Genomic DNA, 15,826 nt, shown 5'->3' on the forward strand with positions numbered 1-15,826 from the left:
ATGTGGTTTGCTTGCACCCCAATCAACATTCTGGCCGCTGCCATGCTGGTCGCCTTGCTGGTGGACTATTGCTTTGGCGAACCACCCGCACGCTGGCACCCCGTGGTGTGGATGGGCAACTACCTGGCGTGGGCGGGGCGATTGTTTGCACCTGAATTTGGCAAACCAGCCCGCAGTGTGCTGTCGCAATTGACTGCCGGTGCGCTGGCCTGGTGGGTGGGAGTTGCGGGCGTATCCATTCTGGCTGCAGTGGTTTCAATGGGGGCGGCAACAGTGCACTGGGTGGTTCAGGTTGTGCTTGTGGGCTTGCTGCTCAAACCCATGCTGGCCTGGCGCGTGCTGCGCGATGAAGTGCGCGATGTTGAACACGCCCTGCAACGCTCGCTGCCCGAAGGCCAGCAACAGGTGGCGCGTTTGGTGAGCCGCGATGTGAGCAGCCTGAGCGAGGCGCAGGTTCGGCAAGCTGCCATTTCCACGCTTGCAGAAAATTTAAATGATTCGGTGGTGGCCCCGCTGTTCTGGTTTGTGCTTTTTGGTTTGCCAGGTGCTGCGGTTTATCGCTTTGCCAACACCGCCGATGCCATGTGGGGCTACCGGGGTGAACGCGCCGGGCGCGACTGGACCTGGGCCGGCAAGTGGGCCGCGCGCGCAGACGATGTGCTTTCCTGGGTGCCCGCCCGCATCACCGCCTTTCTCATTTGCCTGTTGTTCAAAGGCCGTGGCCTGACCCGGTTGCCCGGTGTTGCGCAACAAACACCGTCGCCAAATGGTGGTTGGCCCATGGGGGCATTGGCTTTGGGGATGAATATTTGTCTCGAAAAAAAAGGGGTGTATTGTTTGAATGTGCAAGGTGATGTGCCACGCAGTGGCCACATCGAAGCCGCCTTGCATACCTGTGCACAAGTGGTGGTATTCATTGCAGTTTTTTGCATGGCAGCTGTTTTGTGGAGGGTGGTATGAACACACGCATACATGGCGGTACCGATGAGCACGGGCCTGTGCCTTTCGATTTTTCCAGCAATGCCAATGCGGTGGGGCCTTGCCCTGCGGTGTTGAATGCGGTTCAACAGGCCGACGCACTGCGCTACCCCGACCCGAATTACACGGCTTTGCGCGCTGCGCTGGCCCATTTTCACCAAGTGGAAGAATCCAGAATTGTGGTGGCGGGCAGTGCCAGCGAATTCATTCAACGCTTGACCACCTGCCAGTGGCGCAAGGGCTGCAGTTCCTACTGGGTACCGCAACATGCCTACGGCGATTATGCGCACGCCGCGCAGGTGTGGGACATGGAACAGGTTGATGATGCAAGCCGGGCAGGACTGGTGTGGCTGTGCAACCCGTCCAGCCCCTTGGGGCAAGCTGAATCGACCGGGATATTGAAGCTTGTCGAGGATCATCCCGACGTTGTTGCTGTGCTGGATTGCGCCTATGAACCTTTGTGCCTTGATGAACAGGCACGCACAAGCCTGCAACAGCGAGACCACTTGTGGCAATTGTGGTCACCCAACAAGGCATTGGGCATGACGGGTATTCGCGGCGCCTACGCGATCGCACCCTTGGGCGAAAGCCGTGCGGTGCGCGCCTTGAACAGCCTTGCACCTTCCTGGCTGATCGGTACGCACGGTCAGGCCATGTTGCAGGCCTGGACCCTGCCGGAAACACAAAGCTGGCTGGCCGAAAGCCGCAGCGTGTTGACGCAATGGAAAACGGATCTGCTGGATTGCCTTCACCAGCAGGGTTGGGAAACCATGCCCAGCATTGCTTCATTTGTGTGTGCCAAGGCACCCCGTGAAATTGATGAAGTGCACCTGCGCGCGCACGGCATCAAGCTGCGTGATGCCACTTCCTTCGGCTTGCCGGGGTGGTGGCGCTTGTGCGCACAAAAGCCGCAAGCCATGGCCGCACTTTCAAAGGCTTTGCAGGTATGAAAGCAGTGTGTGTCATGGTGTTGGGCACCAGCAGTGGTGCCGGAAAAAGCTGGGTGACCACCGCACTGTGCCGCCATTACGCACGCATGGGTTTGAAAGTGGCCCCATTCAAGGCACAAAACATGAGCAACAATGCCCGTGTGGTGGCTGGCCTGAACGGACGGGAAGGTGAGATTGGTTCGGCCCAGTATTTTCAGGCGCTGGCCGCCTGTAGCGAACCCAGTGTGAACATGAACCCAGTGTTGTTGAAACCCGAAGCCGACACCAAAAGCCAGGTGGTGGTGCTTGGGCAAGTGAGCCCGGCGCTGAGCAAAACCCCGTGGCGTGAACGCAGCGCACAGGTGTGGCCACACATTGCGGCTGCGCTCGACACCTTGCGCGCTGAAAACGATGTGGTGGTTATCGAGGGCGCAGGCTCGCCTGCTGAAATCAACCTGCATGCCAGCGACATTGTGAACATGCGCGTGGCTGTGTATGCACAGGCACGTTGCCTGCTGGTTACCGACATTGATCGTGGCGGTGCCTTTGCGCACCTGTACGGCACCTGGGCCTTGTTGCCCGCTGATGAACGTGCATTGATCCGTGGGTTTGTGTTGAATAAATTTCGAGGTGATGCTGCCTTGTTGGCCCCCGCGCCTGAACAGTTACAACAGTTGACCGGCGTGCCCACGGTGGCCACTTTGCCCATGTGGTTTCAGCATGGTTTGCCCGAAGAAGACGGCGTGTTCGATGACCGAAGCAAGGCCACGGGCGCGGTGCACACCACGATTGCAGTGGTGGCGTTTCCCCGCATCAGCAATCTGGATGAATTCCAGCCCTTGAAAAACATGCCCGGCGTGCGTTTGGTGTGGGCCCGCACCCCAGCCGATTGCGCAGGTGCAGACTGGGTTATCTTGCCCGGTTCCAAACACACAACAGCCGATTTGGCATGGCTGCGTGAACAGGGGCTGGATCAAACTGTGGCAAACCACGCAGATCAAGGCAAGCCAGTTCTGGGTATTTGTGGCGGCCTGCAAATGCTGGGCGAAGCCCTGGTGGATTCGCACGGTATTGATGGAAACGCGCCGGGGCTGGGGCTTTTGCCATTGGTCACCTGTTTTGAGCCCGACAAAACAGTGCGCCGCGCCCACCTGCGTTTTGCTGCCGTGCAAGGGCGTTGGGCTGCGTTGGCGCAACAGCCGGTGAACGGTTATGAAATTCACCATGGCCGCACAGTGCAACACCCCGCACTGGCCGAGGCTGGGCAACTGGCCCACGAGGTGTTGCCCGGCTTGGGCTGGCAAAATACCGCTGGCAACGTATTGGGTGTGTATGTGCATGGCCTGTTTGAAGACCCCGCAGTATTGACCGCATTGTTTGGCGCACAAACCCCCACGCTGGAAAGCGTGTTCAATGCTTTGGCCGATTTTCTGGAACGGCATGTAGAGCCAGGCGTGTTGAAAGCACTTATCAAACCCTAATTTTCAGGTATCCCACACATGTCATTTGATTTGCCTGTTGTTCACAACCCCAGCAATACCGTTTTGCAAGCACGGCTTCAAACCCTGATCGACAACAAAACCAAACCGCTGGCTTCATTGGGTCGGCTTGAGGCGCTGGCCGTTCAAATTGGCGTGGCCTTGGGCACTGAAAGCCCTGTGCTTGAAGAACCGCAGCTGATCGTGTTTGCCGGCGACCATGGTTTGACCCGGCAGGGCGTGTCCGCGTACCCCAGCGATGTCACCTGGCAAATGGTGGAAAATTTTCTGGCGGGTGGTGCAGCAGTCAGCGTGCTGGCGCGTCAACATGGTTTGAGTTTGAGTGTGGTGGATTGCGGTGTTCAGCACGACTTCACCGCACGCAATGGCCTTTACATCCGCAAAATTGGATATGGCACGGCCAACAGTTTTGAAGGGCCAGCCATGTCAATTCCCCAATGCGGACAAGCCATGAACAATGGAATGGAATTGCTTCGCAGCCTGCCCGGCAATGTGCTGCTGTTGGGGGAAATGGGCATTGGCAACACATCGGCAGCTTCACTGCTCATGGCCCGTTTCACCGGGCGCGACATTGCTGAATGCACGGGCGCAGGCACTGGTTTGAATGCTGAAGCCGTTCAGCGCAAGGCAAGCACATTGCGGGAAGTGCTGCATCGCCATGAGAATGCCGAATCACCCATGGAGATTCTTGCCGCCATGGGCGGGTTCGAAATTGCCACCATGGTGGGGGCGGTGTTGCAAGCGGCCAGTGAGCGCCGCGTGGTGGTGGTGGATGGTTTTATTGCCACGGCAGCAGTGCTGGTTGCCCACGCAATGTGCCCCAATGTGTTGGCGTATTGTATTTTTGCGCATCAATCGGGCGAGCAGGGCCACCGCAATATGCTCAAATACTTGAACGCGCAGCCCTTGCTTGATCTCGGGATGCGATTGGGCGAAGGCTCTGGCGCGGCCCTGGCCTGGCCACTGCTGGTGTCGGCCTGTGCCTTGTTGCGCGACATGGCCAGCTTCGATTCAGCCAGCGTGTCGCGTGCGGACCTGTCCACTTCTACAACATCAGCAAAAGCGTCATTGGAATGATCCAGATATTCTTGCAATTCATCCGCCACTACCTGCTGGCCGTGCAGTTTTTTACACGCATACCTGTTACTGGCAAGCTGGCTGAATGGGTGGGTTTCTCGCCTGCCATGTTGCGTGCCAGTGCGGCACATTTTCCCGGTGTGGGTTGGCTGGTTGGCGCAAGCAGCGCCGTGGTGTTGTGGGGTTTGGTGTGGGCTTTGCCGGAAGTATCTGCTTCAAGCTGGGTGGCTGCTGCGTTGTGCACGGTGTTTGGCGTGATGTTGACCGGCGCGTTTCATGAAGATGGTTTGGCCGACACAGCCGATGGGCTGGGCGGCAGCCTGGATCGCGAACGTGCACTCGACATCATGAAAGATTCTCGTGTGGGCACCTACGGCGCATTGGCGCTGGTGCTGATCGTGTTGCTTAAAGTCGGTTTGCTGGCCATGTTGTTGCAATTGGTTCCCTTGCCCGCAGCCGCAGCGGCCGTGTTTGGGTCGCATGTGGTTTCCCGCTTTTTGCCGCTATTCATTATTCGCAGCTTGCCGCATGTGGGCGACACGCAGCAATCGAAATCCAAACCCTTGGCCGATCAAATTGGCAACAACAGCCTGTTGGCCGCCGCGGTGTGGGCTGGGTTGGCATTGGCCCTGCTGCATGCGCTTGTACCGGGTATGCCGTGGTGGGCAGGTGTATTGGGTGCAATGGTGGCACTGGGTTATATGTTGCGTTTGCTCAAACGCAGGCTGGCAGGTTTTACTGGCGACGGCCTGGGTGCTACACAGCAACTGTGTGAAGTGGCGTTTTATTTCGGCTTGGTTGTGGCCCTGCCATTGGCACACGCCTGATGAAGCTTTGGCTGATTCGCCATGCGCCGGTGTTGCTGCCTTCGGGCATTTGCTATGGCGCAAGCGATGTGCCCGCCGACAATGCTGCAAGCCTGTTGGCTGCCAAGTTGGCCGCTGAACAATTGCCACAGGGTTTGGTGCTGCGTGTTTCCGGTTTAACGCGTGCGCAGCAACTTGCAAATCATTTGGCGGTGTTGCGGCCCGATTTTCCTGCCGCCACAGTAGATCCTCGCCTGAATGAAATGAACTTCGGTTGCTGGGAAATGCAAGCCTGGGATTCAATACCGCAAGCCGCATTCGATATCTGGCTGGCTGATTTTGATCACCATTGTTTCGGTGGTGTTGAAAGCACGCAAACCGTGTTGCAGCGGGTGGGGCAGGCTTTGCGGGATATGAGAAGTGATGAGTTGTGGGTTACCCACGCGGGCGTTATTCGCGCGGTGCAATGGATCGTTGAACACGGCGTGGTGCCTGTTCAACAGGCTGCAAACTGGCCTGTCACGGTGGTGCAGCCAGGGGGCTTGTTGAGCGTTGAAATTCCAAGTCGACCTTAATCGTTTTTCCAGCGGCCCAACGCCTCAATCATCAACCCCCTTGGCCCGCGCACTTCTTCTTGGTTCGCATACGCCCAGTTCAATGCCTTGCACATTTCATCGGAAAACTCATTCTCGTTTTGCTGGTGCAAGTCCATGAATTTCTTGGACGCCACCATGGCTCGCAACTCCTCCAGCAAGCCCGGTTCATTGATGTAGCGCACCACGCCGTTGACGTAGTTTTCTACCGAGTCGGCCACGCAGTATTCGGCCAAGCCAAGTGAGGCCAAAATATCGTAGTCGCTGCGTGAATGTGGCTCGGCGCCGATCAGGCTGACAACGGGCATACCCAACACCATGCAATCAATGGTGCTTGTTGCGTTGCCAAACGGGAACGGGCTTAGTGCCAGGTGGTTTTGGTTCAGCATGTTCAAATACGCTTCATAGCCTGTGCGGCGCGCCACCACGGCGGTGGGAAAATATTTCTGCAAACGGCGTTCTGTGGACAGGTGCCCCACGCCATACTCATTGGGGAAGAAAGTGAAGCGCACGGGCCGGGCTGACAAGCGTTCAATTTCTTTCAACGCGGTAATAAATCCCAAGTTGATTTTCATGACATTGCAAGGCACAGCAATTGACACAACATCGTCGCTCAACACGGCGGGTGGGGGCAGCTTCAAGTCTTTGTGAGCCTCAGCCACATTGCCTATTTCGCTTTCCAGAATCAGCATGTTTTCATTCACAACGCCTTGGCCGCCAAACACACGGCTGGTGACAAAAGCCATGTCCATTTCGCTGCTGAAACTGCTGGCCGGGTGGCCAAAGCTCATGGCTTGCAGGGGTGCCCAGCGCAAGTTGGCCAATGAAATTCCCCACGAGCGCATGCCCACGCTCATGAACCAGGCAATGTCGGGCGTGCACTGGTTCAGTACGGGCTGAAGGTTCATTTCTTCTTCCGGCACTTCAATGAATTCATCAAACAGCCCAATGGATTGTTCATCGACATCGGCTTTCATCGACACCATGACCATGTAGTAATCGCGTTTCAGGCGCTTGATCATGGGCGCATACCAGCGGTACATGGCGTGTACTGATTTGAATGTTTCTGCAATTACAGCCATCACTGGCTTGTTGTCGATGTTGCCCGCATGCCGCACGCTGCCAACGGGTTTGGCTTGAATGCCTTTGGCTTTGTGCACACGTTTGAACCAGTTGTTCAAGTGCTTTTTGATGTCGTGTTTGCGTGGTGATGTGCCGTAGCTGCACAGCATCCAGATGTTGGAAATCAATGCGCGGTATTGATCAAGTGGGCGAAGTGAATTGTAAGGGTTGTATTCCTCAAGCAGGAAGGTGCGGCCAGCGTCGCCCGTCAGTGTCAACGGCAAACGATCCAGCAACAGGCCAATGGCCAGCAAAGCGGCTGTTTCGGAAGTTTCCAGTGTCAATTCAACCAGGTCACCCGGCTCCAGGTCACCCACACCAGCCAGCAACACAGCACGAACCATGGCAGTGTTGTCGCTTAAGTTTTTGGTTTTTTTATCGCGTGCTTTTTGCAATAGCATGTGCAGGGTGGCCCTGTTGCCGCCGTAGCCAGACACCTCAAATACATAACTCATGAATCGTTTTTGTTTGGTCAGCACCAGCACACTGTTCAGGCTCAGGGTGTGTTTCAGGTCAGTCAACACGTTCACATACAGCGCGGCAAAGCGGGTACACAATTCTGTAGTGCCCTGAATATTCAGTTGCATCAAACTGGCGTAGGGTTTGTTTTGGCATTCGTTCACCAACACGGCCAGTTGATTGATTGTTTTTTCAGCATCTTGCCGCTGCAGGTACACACCGCTTTCAATGGCTTGCAGTTTGGCATCAATGTCATCAAACAGTGGTTTCAGTTGTTCTTCCAGACTGGATGTGGTCATGGTTTAAGCTTTCCCGATCTTAAAGTTCAATGGTGCGCCCGGTAACAGACGCTTGCGCAATGGCTTGGCTCAAGGCCAATCCTTCGGCTGCGACACCCGTGGACAGTGTGTAGGCATTCAGTTTTTCATCGCGCATGGCCTGCGCAATGTCGGCATAGTAGTTCGCAAAGGCTTCAATGAAACCAGACGGGTGACCTGCCTTGAAACGGTTGTAACGGGGCTGTGCAGTGACATCGCTACCCGTGGATATTCGATCCAGCAGCATGCGGTTGCCCGCCTCGTCGGCGGCTTCAATCAATTCGGGTTGTTCCTGGTGCCATTGCAAACTGCCTTTGCTGCCAAATATGCGAATGCGCAAACCATTGCGGTAACCCAGCACGGCTTTGCCATACCAGGCATTCACCATCAGGTTGTTGCTGTAGCTGATTACGGCATCTACTTCATCAATCAAGCCAGGGGCCACATTGGTAATGGCACGCTGCCAGGCGTTCACGGCAAGCGGCGTGTTGCCGCACACAAAGTTCACCAGGCTGTGCAGGTGCACGAACAGGTCAAGCGACACGCAGCTGATGTCACCGTCTTCAAGCCGCCAGGCCTGAATGGCGTGGGTTTTGTTTTGATTGGTCAGTCGCATGTACGAATCTTGCGGCATTTCCACCATGACTTTGAACACATGGCCAATCCCGCCACTTTCCACGCGGCGTTTCATCTCGCGCACAGCCGGGTAGCCGGTGTAATTGAATATTGAAAACACCTGCGTGTTGTCGGGTTTCACGCGGGTCAGCAGTTCTTTGCATTCCTGCACATTGGCCAGTAACGGTTTGTCGGAAATAACGCGCAGATTGTGGTCAAGTGCCAAATGAATGTATTGCGCATGCGACTTGATCGGTGTGGCTATGACCACGGCATCCACTTCGGCGGCCACGGCGTCAATCAGTGCCTCTGCACTGGGGTAAAGCTTGTGTGCAGGCACATTGTATTGGCGACCCGACTCGGCATTGAATTCCGGGTTGCGGCTGAAGCAGCCCGCCACCAGTTCAAATTCATTGTCCATTTTCATGGCAATTTCATGCACGCGACCCACGGCTGAATTAACGCCACCGCCAATCATGGCCACTTTGATGGGTTTGTTCATGTTCAATCTCCTTTGCATGCAGCTTTAACCATTGAAGGTGTAAAGCTTGCGCTGTGTGGCAAGGCTTGCCAGTGTTTGAAGTTCGCTGGCATTGGCGCAGCGTGCAAACAGCAAAGCCATGCGGCCCACCGGGCTGGGCGCAATGAAGTCTCCAGTGGCGGCAATGGGCACCCAGCGCTCCATGTGCACCGGGTGTTTAAAGTGCAGGTGTTGCAGCAAACCTTCGTGTGGCAAGGTCAGTGTATGGCGCAAAATAAAATTCTGTTTCAATGCGCCGGGTGCTGTACGTTGACCCAAAAAACCTTTGGCATAACTGGCCACATAGGGAAAGCCGCTTGAAAGTTCAATCAGCTGGCTGTACAAGTCGCCGGGGCATCGGCGGGTAATTTCAACCAGCCAGAATTTGTCGCCCTTGAGCAAAAACTGGGTGTGCACCAGGCCATCACACAGGCGCAGGCTTTGGGCCAGGTGCTCAATTTCCCGGCGAACGCGGGTGTGCACTTCAGCAGGAAAATCAATGGCCATGTGGCTGGTGTCGACCACAAACCGGTTGGCTGAGCCATGTTCAATCACCACAAAATCTTGCACCACGCGGCCATTCGCCACAAATGCTGAATGGCTGTAAAGCTGGCCGTCCACGTATTCTTCCACCAAACAATCACCGCTTTTTGATTCGGCTTTGGCGGTGGCAATCGCAGTGTGCAACTGCGTGGTTTCGCCTGCTTGCACCACGGCAATGCCGCGGCCACTGTAGGCGTCTACTGGTTTCACGATCACGGCGCATGACGGTGTTTCTTCATTGCTGAATACACGCGGCACCGACAAACCTTCGCGTTGCGCATAGCTGCGAAATTTCTGTTTGTGGTTGATGGTCTCCGTAGCCTCCAGTCGATCAATGCCGGGAAAGTGCAAAGCCTCCGATACTTCGGCACACGAGTAGTACGAGCGGTCGTTGCAGCCTGGCACCAAATACTCAATGCCCAACCGGGTGCACAGGTCAGCCAGTGCAGCGGGGTCGGAATAATCCAGTTGCTGATAGCCCGGCGTGGCTTTGGCCAAAAAGTCGCTGGGCTTGCCGCCCGCAAATAGAACCGTGTGCCCGGCATTGCGAAGGTAATTCAAAATGGGGCCGGATGAGAAGTTGGTGTCAACCAACAGCACCTTAGCCACGGCTGGCCTCGTCGATAATCACGCAAATTCGTGCCACATCTTCCAAAGCCAGGTCGGGGTAAATGGGCAGGCACAGCACCTGTTCCGCCGCTTTGTGGGCGTTGGGTAAATTGCGTTTCGCAGCCGAAGGCAGGCCACGGTACATGGGCATGCTGCTAATTAACGGGAAAAAGTAGCGGCGGCCATTCACGCCGTGTTCTTGCAAACGGGCGTACAGTGCGTCGCGCGAAATCGGGTAATGGGCATTCACGAAAACAGGAAAGTACGCGCCATTCCATTCCACGTTTTCAGGCACGGCCATGTGCTCAATGCCGGGCACATTGGCCAACAACTCGCGGTACAAGGCCTGTATACGGTGGCGTTTTTCAATGGCCTGGTCTACATACTTCAGTTGAAGCATGCCCATGGCGGCATTCAGTTCGCTCATTTTGCCGTTGATGCCGGGGGCCATCACGGTGACTTCATCGGCGAAGCCGAAGTTCTTCAGGTAATCAATGCGCTGTTTGGTTTTGGCGTCTTTGCAAATAATTGCGCCGCCTTCAAAGGTGTTGAACACTTTGGTGGCATGCAGGCTAAGCACAGACAAATCACCCGCATTCAAAATACTCTCGCCGTTTTGTTTCACACCAAAGGCGTGGGCGGCGTCGTAAATTACTTTCAGGCCGTACACATCGGCAATGCGCTGAATTTCACCGGTGTTGGCAGGCAAGCCGTAGCAGTGCACTGGCAATATCGCGCTGGTTTGCGGGGTAATGGCTTCTTCAATGCGGCGGGGGTCCAGGTTCAGGGTGACTGGGTCCACATCCACAAACACGGGTTGCAAATCGTTCCACAACAGGGAATGGCTGGTGCACACGAAGGAATAGGGCGTGGTGATCACTTCGCCTTGAATACGAAGCGCTTTGAGCGCGGTCATCAGGGCAATAGTGCCGTTGCAAAACAGGGAAATGAACGGAACGCCCAAGTGCTCGCACAGCGCTTTTTCAAGTTGCTGGTGGTAAGGCCCGTTGTTGGTCAGTGTTTTGCTGTCCCAAATCTGTTCCAGATAGGGAATGAACTCCGCAAGCGGCGGCAGCGCAGGCTGCGTCACAAAAATTTTCCGATTGTCCATTCCCAAGCCTTTCTATTTGATTTTCTTCATTATGTGGGCAAGGGCTTGTGATCATTTGTTAAATATCAGGCCTCTTTCCCCTTCAGAAAAATGTTTTCCCCCATTCAGGCTTGCTATAGTTCGCATTGAATTTGGCTTGAAAACGGCCTTTATTGATCTATTTACCGGGAATTCACCATGTTTGTTGCCGGCAACGGTGTGGGTTGGCTTGAGGCCGTTATTTTGGGTCTTATTCAAGGTCTCACCGAGTTTCTGCCTATTTCATCCAGCGCGCACTTGCGAATTATTGGCCCCATGTTGCCCTCAGGCCTGGACCCCGGTGCGGCCTTCACGGCCATTACCCAGCTGGGCACTGAACTCGCCGTGCTGGTGTATTTCCGCCACGACATTGCCCGAATATTCATGGCGTGGTGTGCGTCGTTCAAGCGAAACACGCCATTTAATCCAGATGCACGCCTGGGCTGGCTGGTCATTGTAGGCACCTTGCCCATTGCAGGCTTGGGCTTGTTGTTTCAAGACATGATTGAAACCTACCTGCGCAACCTGTACTTAACCGCCATCATCCTGATTGTGTTTGGTCTTATTCTGGGTTGGGCCGACAAGGTGGGCAAACGCCAAACCGAGTTGCGCGAGATGACCTGGCGCGACGGCATTGTGTTTGGTTTTGCTCAGGCCTTGGCGCTGATCCCCGGTGTAAGCCGTTCAGGCGGCACCATTACCGCTGGTTTGCTAATGGGCTACACCCGCGAAGCTGCTGCCCGCTATTCATTTTTGCTGGCTGTGCCTGCGGTGTTTGCTTCGGGCTTTTACCAGCTGTACAAAAGCTGGGGCGTGGCCGGGCCCGTCAGCCCGGCGAACACGGCGTTGGCAACCTTCATTGCCTTTTTTGTGGGCTACGCGGTTATTGTGTGGTTTCTGAAAATTGTCAGTACGCGTGGCTACGGCTTGTTCGTGGTGTACCGTGTGGGGCTGGGTATTGTGGTGTTGGCGCTGTTGGCCGCCGGGGTGTTACAACCCCTTTAAAGTTGTTCAAGGAAGTGGCATGCAGGTGTTGTGGTTCAAACGGGATTTGCGTTTAAGCGACCACCTGCCGCTGTTCGAGGCCATGCGCAACGCCAAACACCATGGCCTGGTGCTGCCCCTGTACATTCACGAACCCAGCCAAATTGCAGATGCGCACACGGCACGCCAGCACCAGTTGTTTGTGCATGAATGCCTGAATGATTTGCAGCAACAACTCAGCGATGTGGGTGGTTACCTGCACGAGGAACTGGGCGAAGCGGTTGACGTGTTGGCCGCACTGCATGCGCAATTCAAATTCACCCACCTGTGGGCCCACCAGGAAACCACCCAGCTTGCACAATATCAGCGCGACAAAGCCGTGGTCGCTTGGTGCAAAAGCGTGGGTGTTCTGTTCACAGAGTTGCCACAGAACAATGTGCAGCGTGCCACTTTCATGGCCAACCCGTTCGCGGAAAAAGTGAATTTTCAAACCTACCTGGACCGTGCTGCGCAAGAAGAAATCAAGAACCCTGCCGGGCGAAATTTGAAAGTATTTTTCGCACCCAAACCCCCTGTTGAATTGAACCGAGCCACCGTACCGCACGCAGCAGGCGAGGACAAACCCTTGCGCATGAAAGGTGGCCGCGTGCAGGCCCGGGCGGTGGCTGCACAATTTTTCACCCCTGCGAAACTGAAAAGTTATCCCTTCTCAATTTCAAGCCCCTTGAAAGCGTGGAATGGTTGCTCGCGCCTGTCGCCTTACCTGGCGTATGGCGTGGTCAGCGACCGCGAGGTGCTGCAAAAACTGAATGCACTGGTGAACACCGTGCACGGTCAGGGCGATGTGGCGCTGATTACAAAAGTGGAAGACGCCGCCCGGTTTTATGTGGACAGGCTGATTTGGCGGCAGGGTTATTTGCAGCAGTTGGAAAACCACACAGGTTTGGAAACCGATGCCTTTTACAGCAATGAACCTGCAGAAATTAACCATGACTGTTTAAATGCTTGGCGGCAGGGGCATACCGGTTTTGCGTATGTGGATGCCTGCCAGCGCTTTTTAAACCAAACCGGTTGGCTGAACATGCGGGCGCGAGCCATGCTGGTGTCATTTGCCTGTGTGCAGTTGGGTTTGCCCTGGCAGCCAGTGGCCTTGTTTTTGGCGCAGCAGTTTCTGGATTTCGAGCCCGCCATTCACTACGGGCAGGTGCGCATTGCATCGGGCACCAGTCATTTTTCTCAAATGCTGGTGTACGACCCCCTAAAACAGCAGGCCGAGCAAGACCCAAAGGGTGAGTTTGTAAAACGTTGGTTGCCGGAATTTGGTACAGCCGATTGCCCTGCACCGATAGTCGACAACACGGAATCTCTGAAGCAAGGCAAAGCACGTTTGCATGCCATGCGTCAGAACCCGCGGTTATGAATTCAAGTTTCCGCGAAGGCCGGCACTGACATAGTCGTGAAACAAGCGACGCATTTCTTTGGGACCATCGGCCTGTGTGGCCAAGGGCAACAAAGCTTCGTCATGCATCACCATTGAAAAGTCGGCCAGGCCATGAATGGCTGTATTCACTGCCAGATGAATTTTGAATCGCAATTGGGTTTCCGAGTATTGCGGCAGCATGTTCAGCAGGGTGGGCGCGTACACGGCCATATACGGGTTGAAAAACCGGGTCAGGAAACGTTGCCCCTGTTCACCGGTTTGCCAGGTAAGGCGCGACAAAAACTGAATGCAAACAGCCCCGGTTTGCCCGCTGGCAAACAGTTTCAGAAACGGGTCAAAAATCAATTCACTCAACTTGGTCCATTCGCGGTGCTCGGGCAAGCCCAGTGCAAATTCTGCGTGGGCCTGTTTGCAGTACACATCCAACTGAGCATTCACAAATTCAACCACTTCCTCAACCAGTTTTTCTTTGGTTTTGAAGTGGTAGTGCACCGCCGAGCGGTTGTTTTGGCCCGATAACTGCCGAATTCGGCTAAGCGTGACCGCCTCAATGCCATGGTGTGCAAATTCAATCAGCGCAATCCGTAACAGCTGTTCGCGAGTATCAATGACAGGTGCAGCGTCGGCAGGTTTGTTCATGTGATTGTTTTTGTGAGTAAATTTCCACTTGATTCGATTAATACCTTGGTATTAATCTAAATAGATTAAATGAACTATAACTAAAAATTCGGGAGACATGCGTGAAACTTTCTCAAGTATTCACGACTGCAATTGCTGGCACTGCGCTGGCTGTGTTGGGTGCCTGTTCGTCAGAGGACTTGGGCACTTCAGCCAACACTTCGGCATCGCCTGCGGCCAGCAACAATGTGCTCAGCAGCGAATCGCTGGTGCAAGCCATGGGCAGTGAAACGCCGCTGGGTTTGGGCTGTGGCTGGATCGCAGCCAGCGACCCTGACAAAGCCAATATCGCGTTTCCCGACAGCGAGGCGAAATACTGGGTTGCTGCAGCGCCTGTGTCTCCGCAAACCCGTTTGAGAATTGATGGGCGTTATCCCGACGCACGCTATTTTTCCTACAACGCTTACGATGCCGCGCTTCGCCCCACCGATGCAGTGGCCGACTTTGAGCTGGCCCCGAATGACAAGGGTCGCGCGGGCAACCCCTTTGCACGCAAGGGCGCAAAGCCCGGTGGCAGCTACACGGCTTATCTGGAATATGGCGCTTCACCCACACAAAACCCGGACACAGTCCGCAAGCCCAACACTTTTTACACGGGTGAAATTGGCCTGGGGCCTGTGAATGTTCCCAATGCCTTGGCCGTGTTCATTTACCGGGTGTATGTGTCGAATACAGGCGAATTTTTCGATGGAGGTGTGGGCCTGCCCACCCTGACGCTTGAAACAGCCGACGGCAGCCGTGAATTGGGAACCCTTCCAAATTGTGTAGAACCTTTGATGCCCAATTTGGGCGGCACGGCGCCACCTTTGGGTTTGAATGAACTGTTGTTGGGTCTGGACTACCCCAATCAACTGACCCTGCCTTTCCCCACGGCCACCAACCCGCCCAACACCTTGAAGTTTTTTAGTTTGGGCGACACGGCATTTCGAATTTTGGGAAATGTAACCGGGCAAGACACCAGCATGGTGGGGGGTCGAATCGACTCCGGCTCGGGCGGCTTTTTAAGCAATGTACACAATGCTTACACCAGCACCGGGTTTGCCCGGCAGTACGGCAATATTGCCATGGTGCGCGCCAAGGCGCCTACTTACCGGGGTCAGCCAGGCGTTGAGTTTGGCCAGGAGCAATTGCGTTACTGGTCGCTGTGTGGCAATGAATTTGCAACCCAACGCTTCACCGATTGTGCCGCTGACTTTCAAGTGCCGCTGGATGAGCAGGGTTTTTTCACCGTGGTAATTTCTGACCCCGCTGACCGCCCCGCCAATGCAACTGCCGAGAACGGGTTCTTGTGGTTGCCATGGGGCCCATATCCTGATCAACTGTTACTCTATCGACACATGCTGCACAATTCCACGTTTGAGGAAGCCATTCAGAACGTGGAAAAGGGCAATGCCTTGGGCGAGACCATGAAAGATTTCGCGCCTGTCGGCATATATTGCGATTCAAACGTTTTTACACAAAGCAACCGCAGTGGCGAGGTGTTCGCCCTGTGTGAGCAAGATCAAAACACCAATCGATAAAACTATC

At 55.1% G+C, this 15,826-nt stretch carries 14 protein-coding genes; 9 read left to right on the forward strand and 5 right to left on the reverse strand.

All coding sequences use genetic code 11. The annotated features are described in order from the left end of the window. From cbiB to P0D43_RS03770, 6 genes are read left to right on the forward strand one after another with little or no spacing between them, the layout of a single operon-like run. Positions 1-960 (forward strand): adenosylcobinamide-phosphate synthase CbiB, encoded by a 960-nt coding sequence (gene cbiB / locus P0D43_RS03745; protein ID WP_394673270.1) that lies wholly within the window; start codon positions 1-3, stop codon positions 958-960. Next, positions 957-1,928 carry an aminotransferase class I/II-fold pyridoxal phosphate-dependent enzyme gene (locus P0D43_RS03750; RefSeq protein WP_394673271.1) on the forward strand — a complete coding sequence of 324 codons (972 nt, stop codon included), beginning with the start codon at positions 957-959 and terminating at the stop codon, positions 1,926-1,928. Before cbiB ends, P0D43_RS03750 begins: the two co-directional genes overlap by 4 nt. Beyond that, positions 1,925-3,388: a cobyric acid synthase gene (locus tag P0D43_RS03755; RefSeq protein ID WP_394673700.1), complete on the forward strand. Its 1,464-nt coding sequence runs from the start codon at positions 1,925-1,927 to the stop codon at positions 3,386-3,388. Before P0D43_RS03750 ends, P0D43_RS03755 begins: the two co-directional genes overlap by 4 nt. An 18-nt stretch (positions 3,389-3,406) precedes the next feature. Then, positions 3,407-4,483: a nicotinate-nucleotide--dimethylbenzimidazole phosphoribosyltransferase gene (gene cobT / locus P0D43_RS03760; RefSeq protein WP_394673272.1), complete on the forward strand. Its 1,077-nt coding sequence runs from the start codon at positions 3,407-3,409 to the stop codon at positions 4,481-4,483. Next, positions 4,480-5,310 (forward strand): adenosylcobinamide-GDP ribazoletransferase, encoded by an 831-nt coding sequence (locus tag P0D43_RS03765; RefSeq protein ID WP_394673273.1) that lies wholly within the window; start codon positions 4,480-4,482, stop codon positions 5,308-5,310. Before cobT ends, P0D43_RS03765 begins: the two co-directional genes overlap by 4 nt. Beyond that, a complete protein-coding gene (locus P0D43_RS03770; RefSeq protein ID WP_394673274.1) occupies positions 5,310-5,864 on the forward strand; it encodes a histidine phosphatase family protein in 555 nt (184 codons plus the stop codon). The genes P0D43_RS03765 and P0D43_RS03770 overlap by 1 nt, the downstream gene beginning before the upstream one ends. Here the strand turns inward: P0D43_RS03770 and P0D43_RS03775 are convergent. Genes P0D43_RS03775 through P0D43_RS03790 form a run of 4 tightly spaced genes read right to left on the reverse strand, consistent with a single transcriptional unit; the run spans position 5,861 to position 11,178 of the window. Continuing rightward, a complete protein-coding gene (locus P0D43_RS03775) occupies positions 5,861-7,762 on the reverse strand; it encodes a hypothetical protein (RefSeq protein ID WP_394673275.1) in 1,902 nt (633 codons plus the stop codon). The genes P0D43_RS03770 and P0D43_RS03775 overlap by 4 nt on opposite strands. A 19-nt stretch (positions 7,763-7,781) precedes the next feature. Next, positions 7,782-8,897, reverse strand: a complete 1,116-nt coding sequence (locus tag P0D43_RS03780; protein WP_341236940.1) for a Gfo/Idh/MocA family oxidoreductase — start codon at positions 8,895-8,897, stop codon at positions 7,782-7,784. Between the two features lie 24 nt (positions 8,898-8,921). Further along, positions 8,922-10,067: an ATP-grasp domain-containing protein gene (locus tag P0D43_RS03785; protein WP_341236941.1), complete on the reverse strand. Its 1,146-nt coding sequence runs from the start codon at positions 10,065-10,067 to the stop codon at positions 8,922-8,924. After that, the gene (locus tag P0D43_RS03790; protein WP_341236942.1) at positions 10,060-11,178 is read right to left on the reverse strand and encodes a DegT/DnrJ/EryC1/StrS family aminotransferase; all 1,119 of its coding nucleotides are present in this window, start codon (positions 11,176-11,178) and stop codon (positions 10,060-10,062) included. Before P0D43_RS03790 ends, P0D43_RS03785 begins: the two co-directional genes overlap by 8 nt. A 177-nt stretch (positions 11,179-11,355) precedes the next feature. Here P0D43_RS03790 and P0D43_RS03795 point away from each other — a divergent pair, with 177 nt between their 5' ends. Then, positions 11,356-12,201, forward strand: a complete 846-nt coding sequence (locus P0D43_RS03795; protein ID WP_394673276.1) for an undecaprenyl-diphosphate phosphatase — start codon at positions 11,356-11,358, stop codon at positions 12,199-12,201. A 19-nt stretch (positions 12,202-12,220) separates the two neighbouring features. Continuing rightward, on the forward strand, positions 12,221-13,600 hold the full coding sequence (locus P0D43_RS03800; RefSeq protein ID WP_394673277.1) for an FAD-binding domain-containing protein: 1,380 nt from the start codon (positions 12,221-12,223) through the stop codon (positions 13,598-13,600). On the opposite strand, the gene P0D43_RS03805 is transcribed toward P0D43_RS03800, so the two are convergent. Beyond that, complete coding sequence (locus P0D43_RS03805) at positions 13,595-14,260, reverse strand: TetR/AcrR family transcriptional regulator (protein WP_159567923.1); 666 nt, start codon at positions 14,258-14,260, stop codon at positions 13,595-13,597. The genes P0D43_RS03800 and P0D43_RS03805 overlap by 6 nt on opposite strands. 101 nt (positions 14,261-14,361) lie before the next feature. On the opposite strand from P0D43_RS03805, the gene P0D43_RS03810 reads away from it, so the two are divergent. Further along, entirely contained in the window at positions 14,362-15,819 is a 1,458-nt protein-coding gene (locus P0D43_RS03810; RefSeq protein WP_394673278.1) for a hypothetical protein, read from the forward strand. Positions 15,820-15,826 lie beyond the last annotated feature (7 nt).

Origin of the sequence: Limnobacter sp., assembly GCF_043511195.1 — a bacterium.
Taxonomy (GTDB): domain Bacteria; phylum Pseudomonadota; class Gammaproteobacteria; order Burkholderiales; family Burkholderiaceae_B; genus Limnobacter.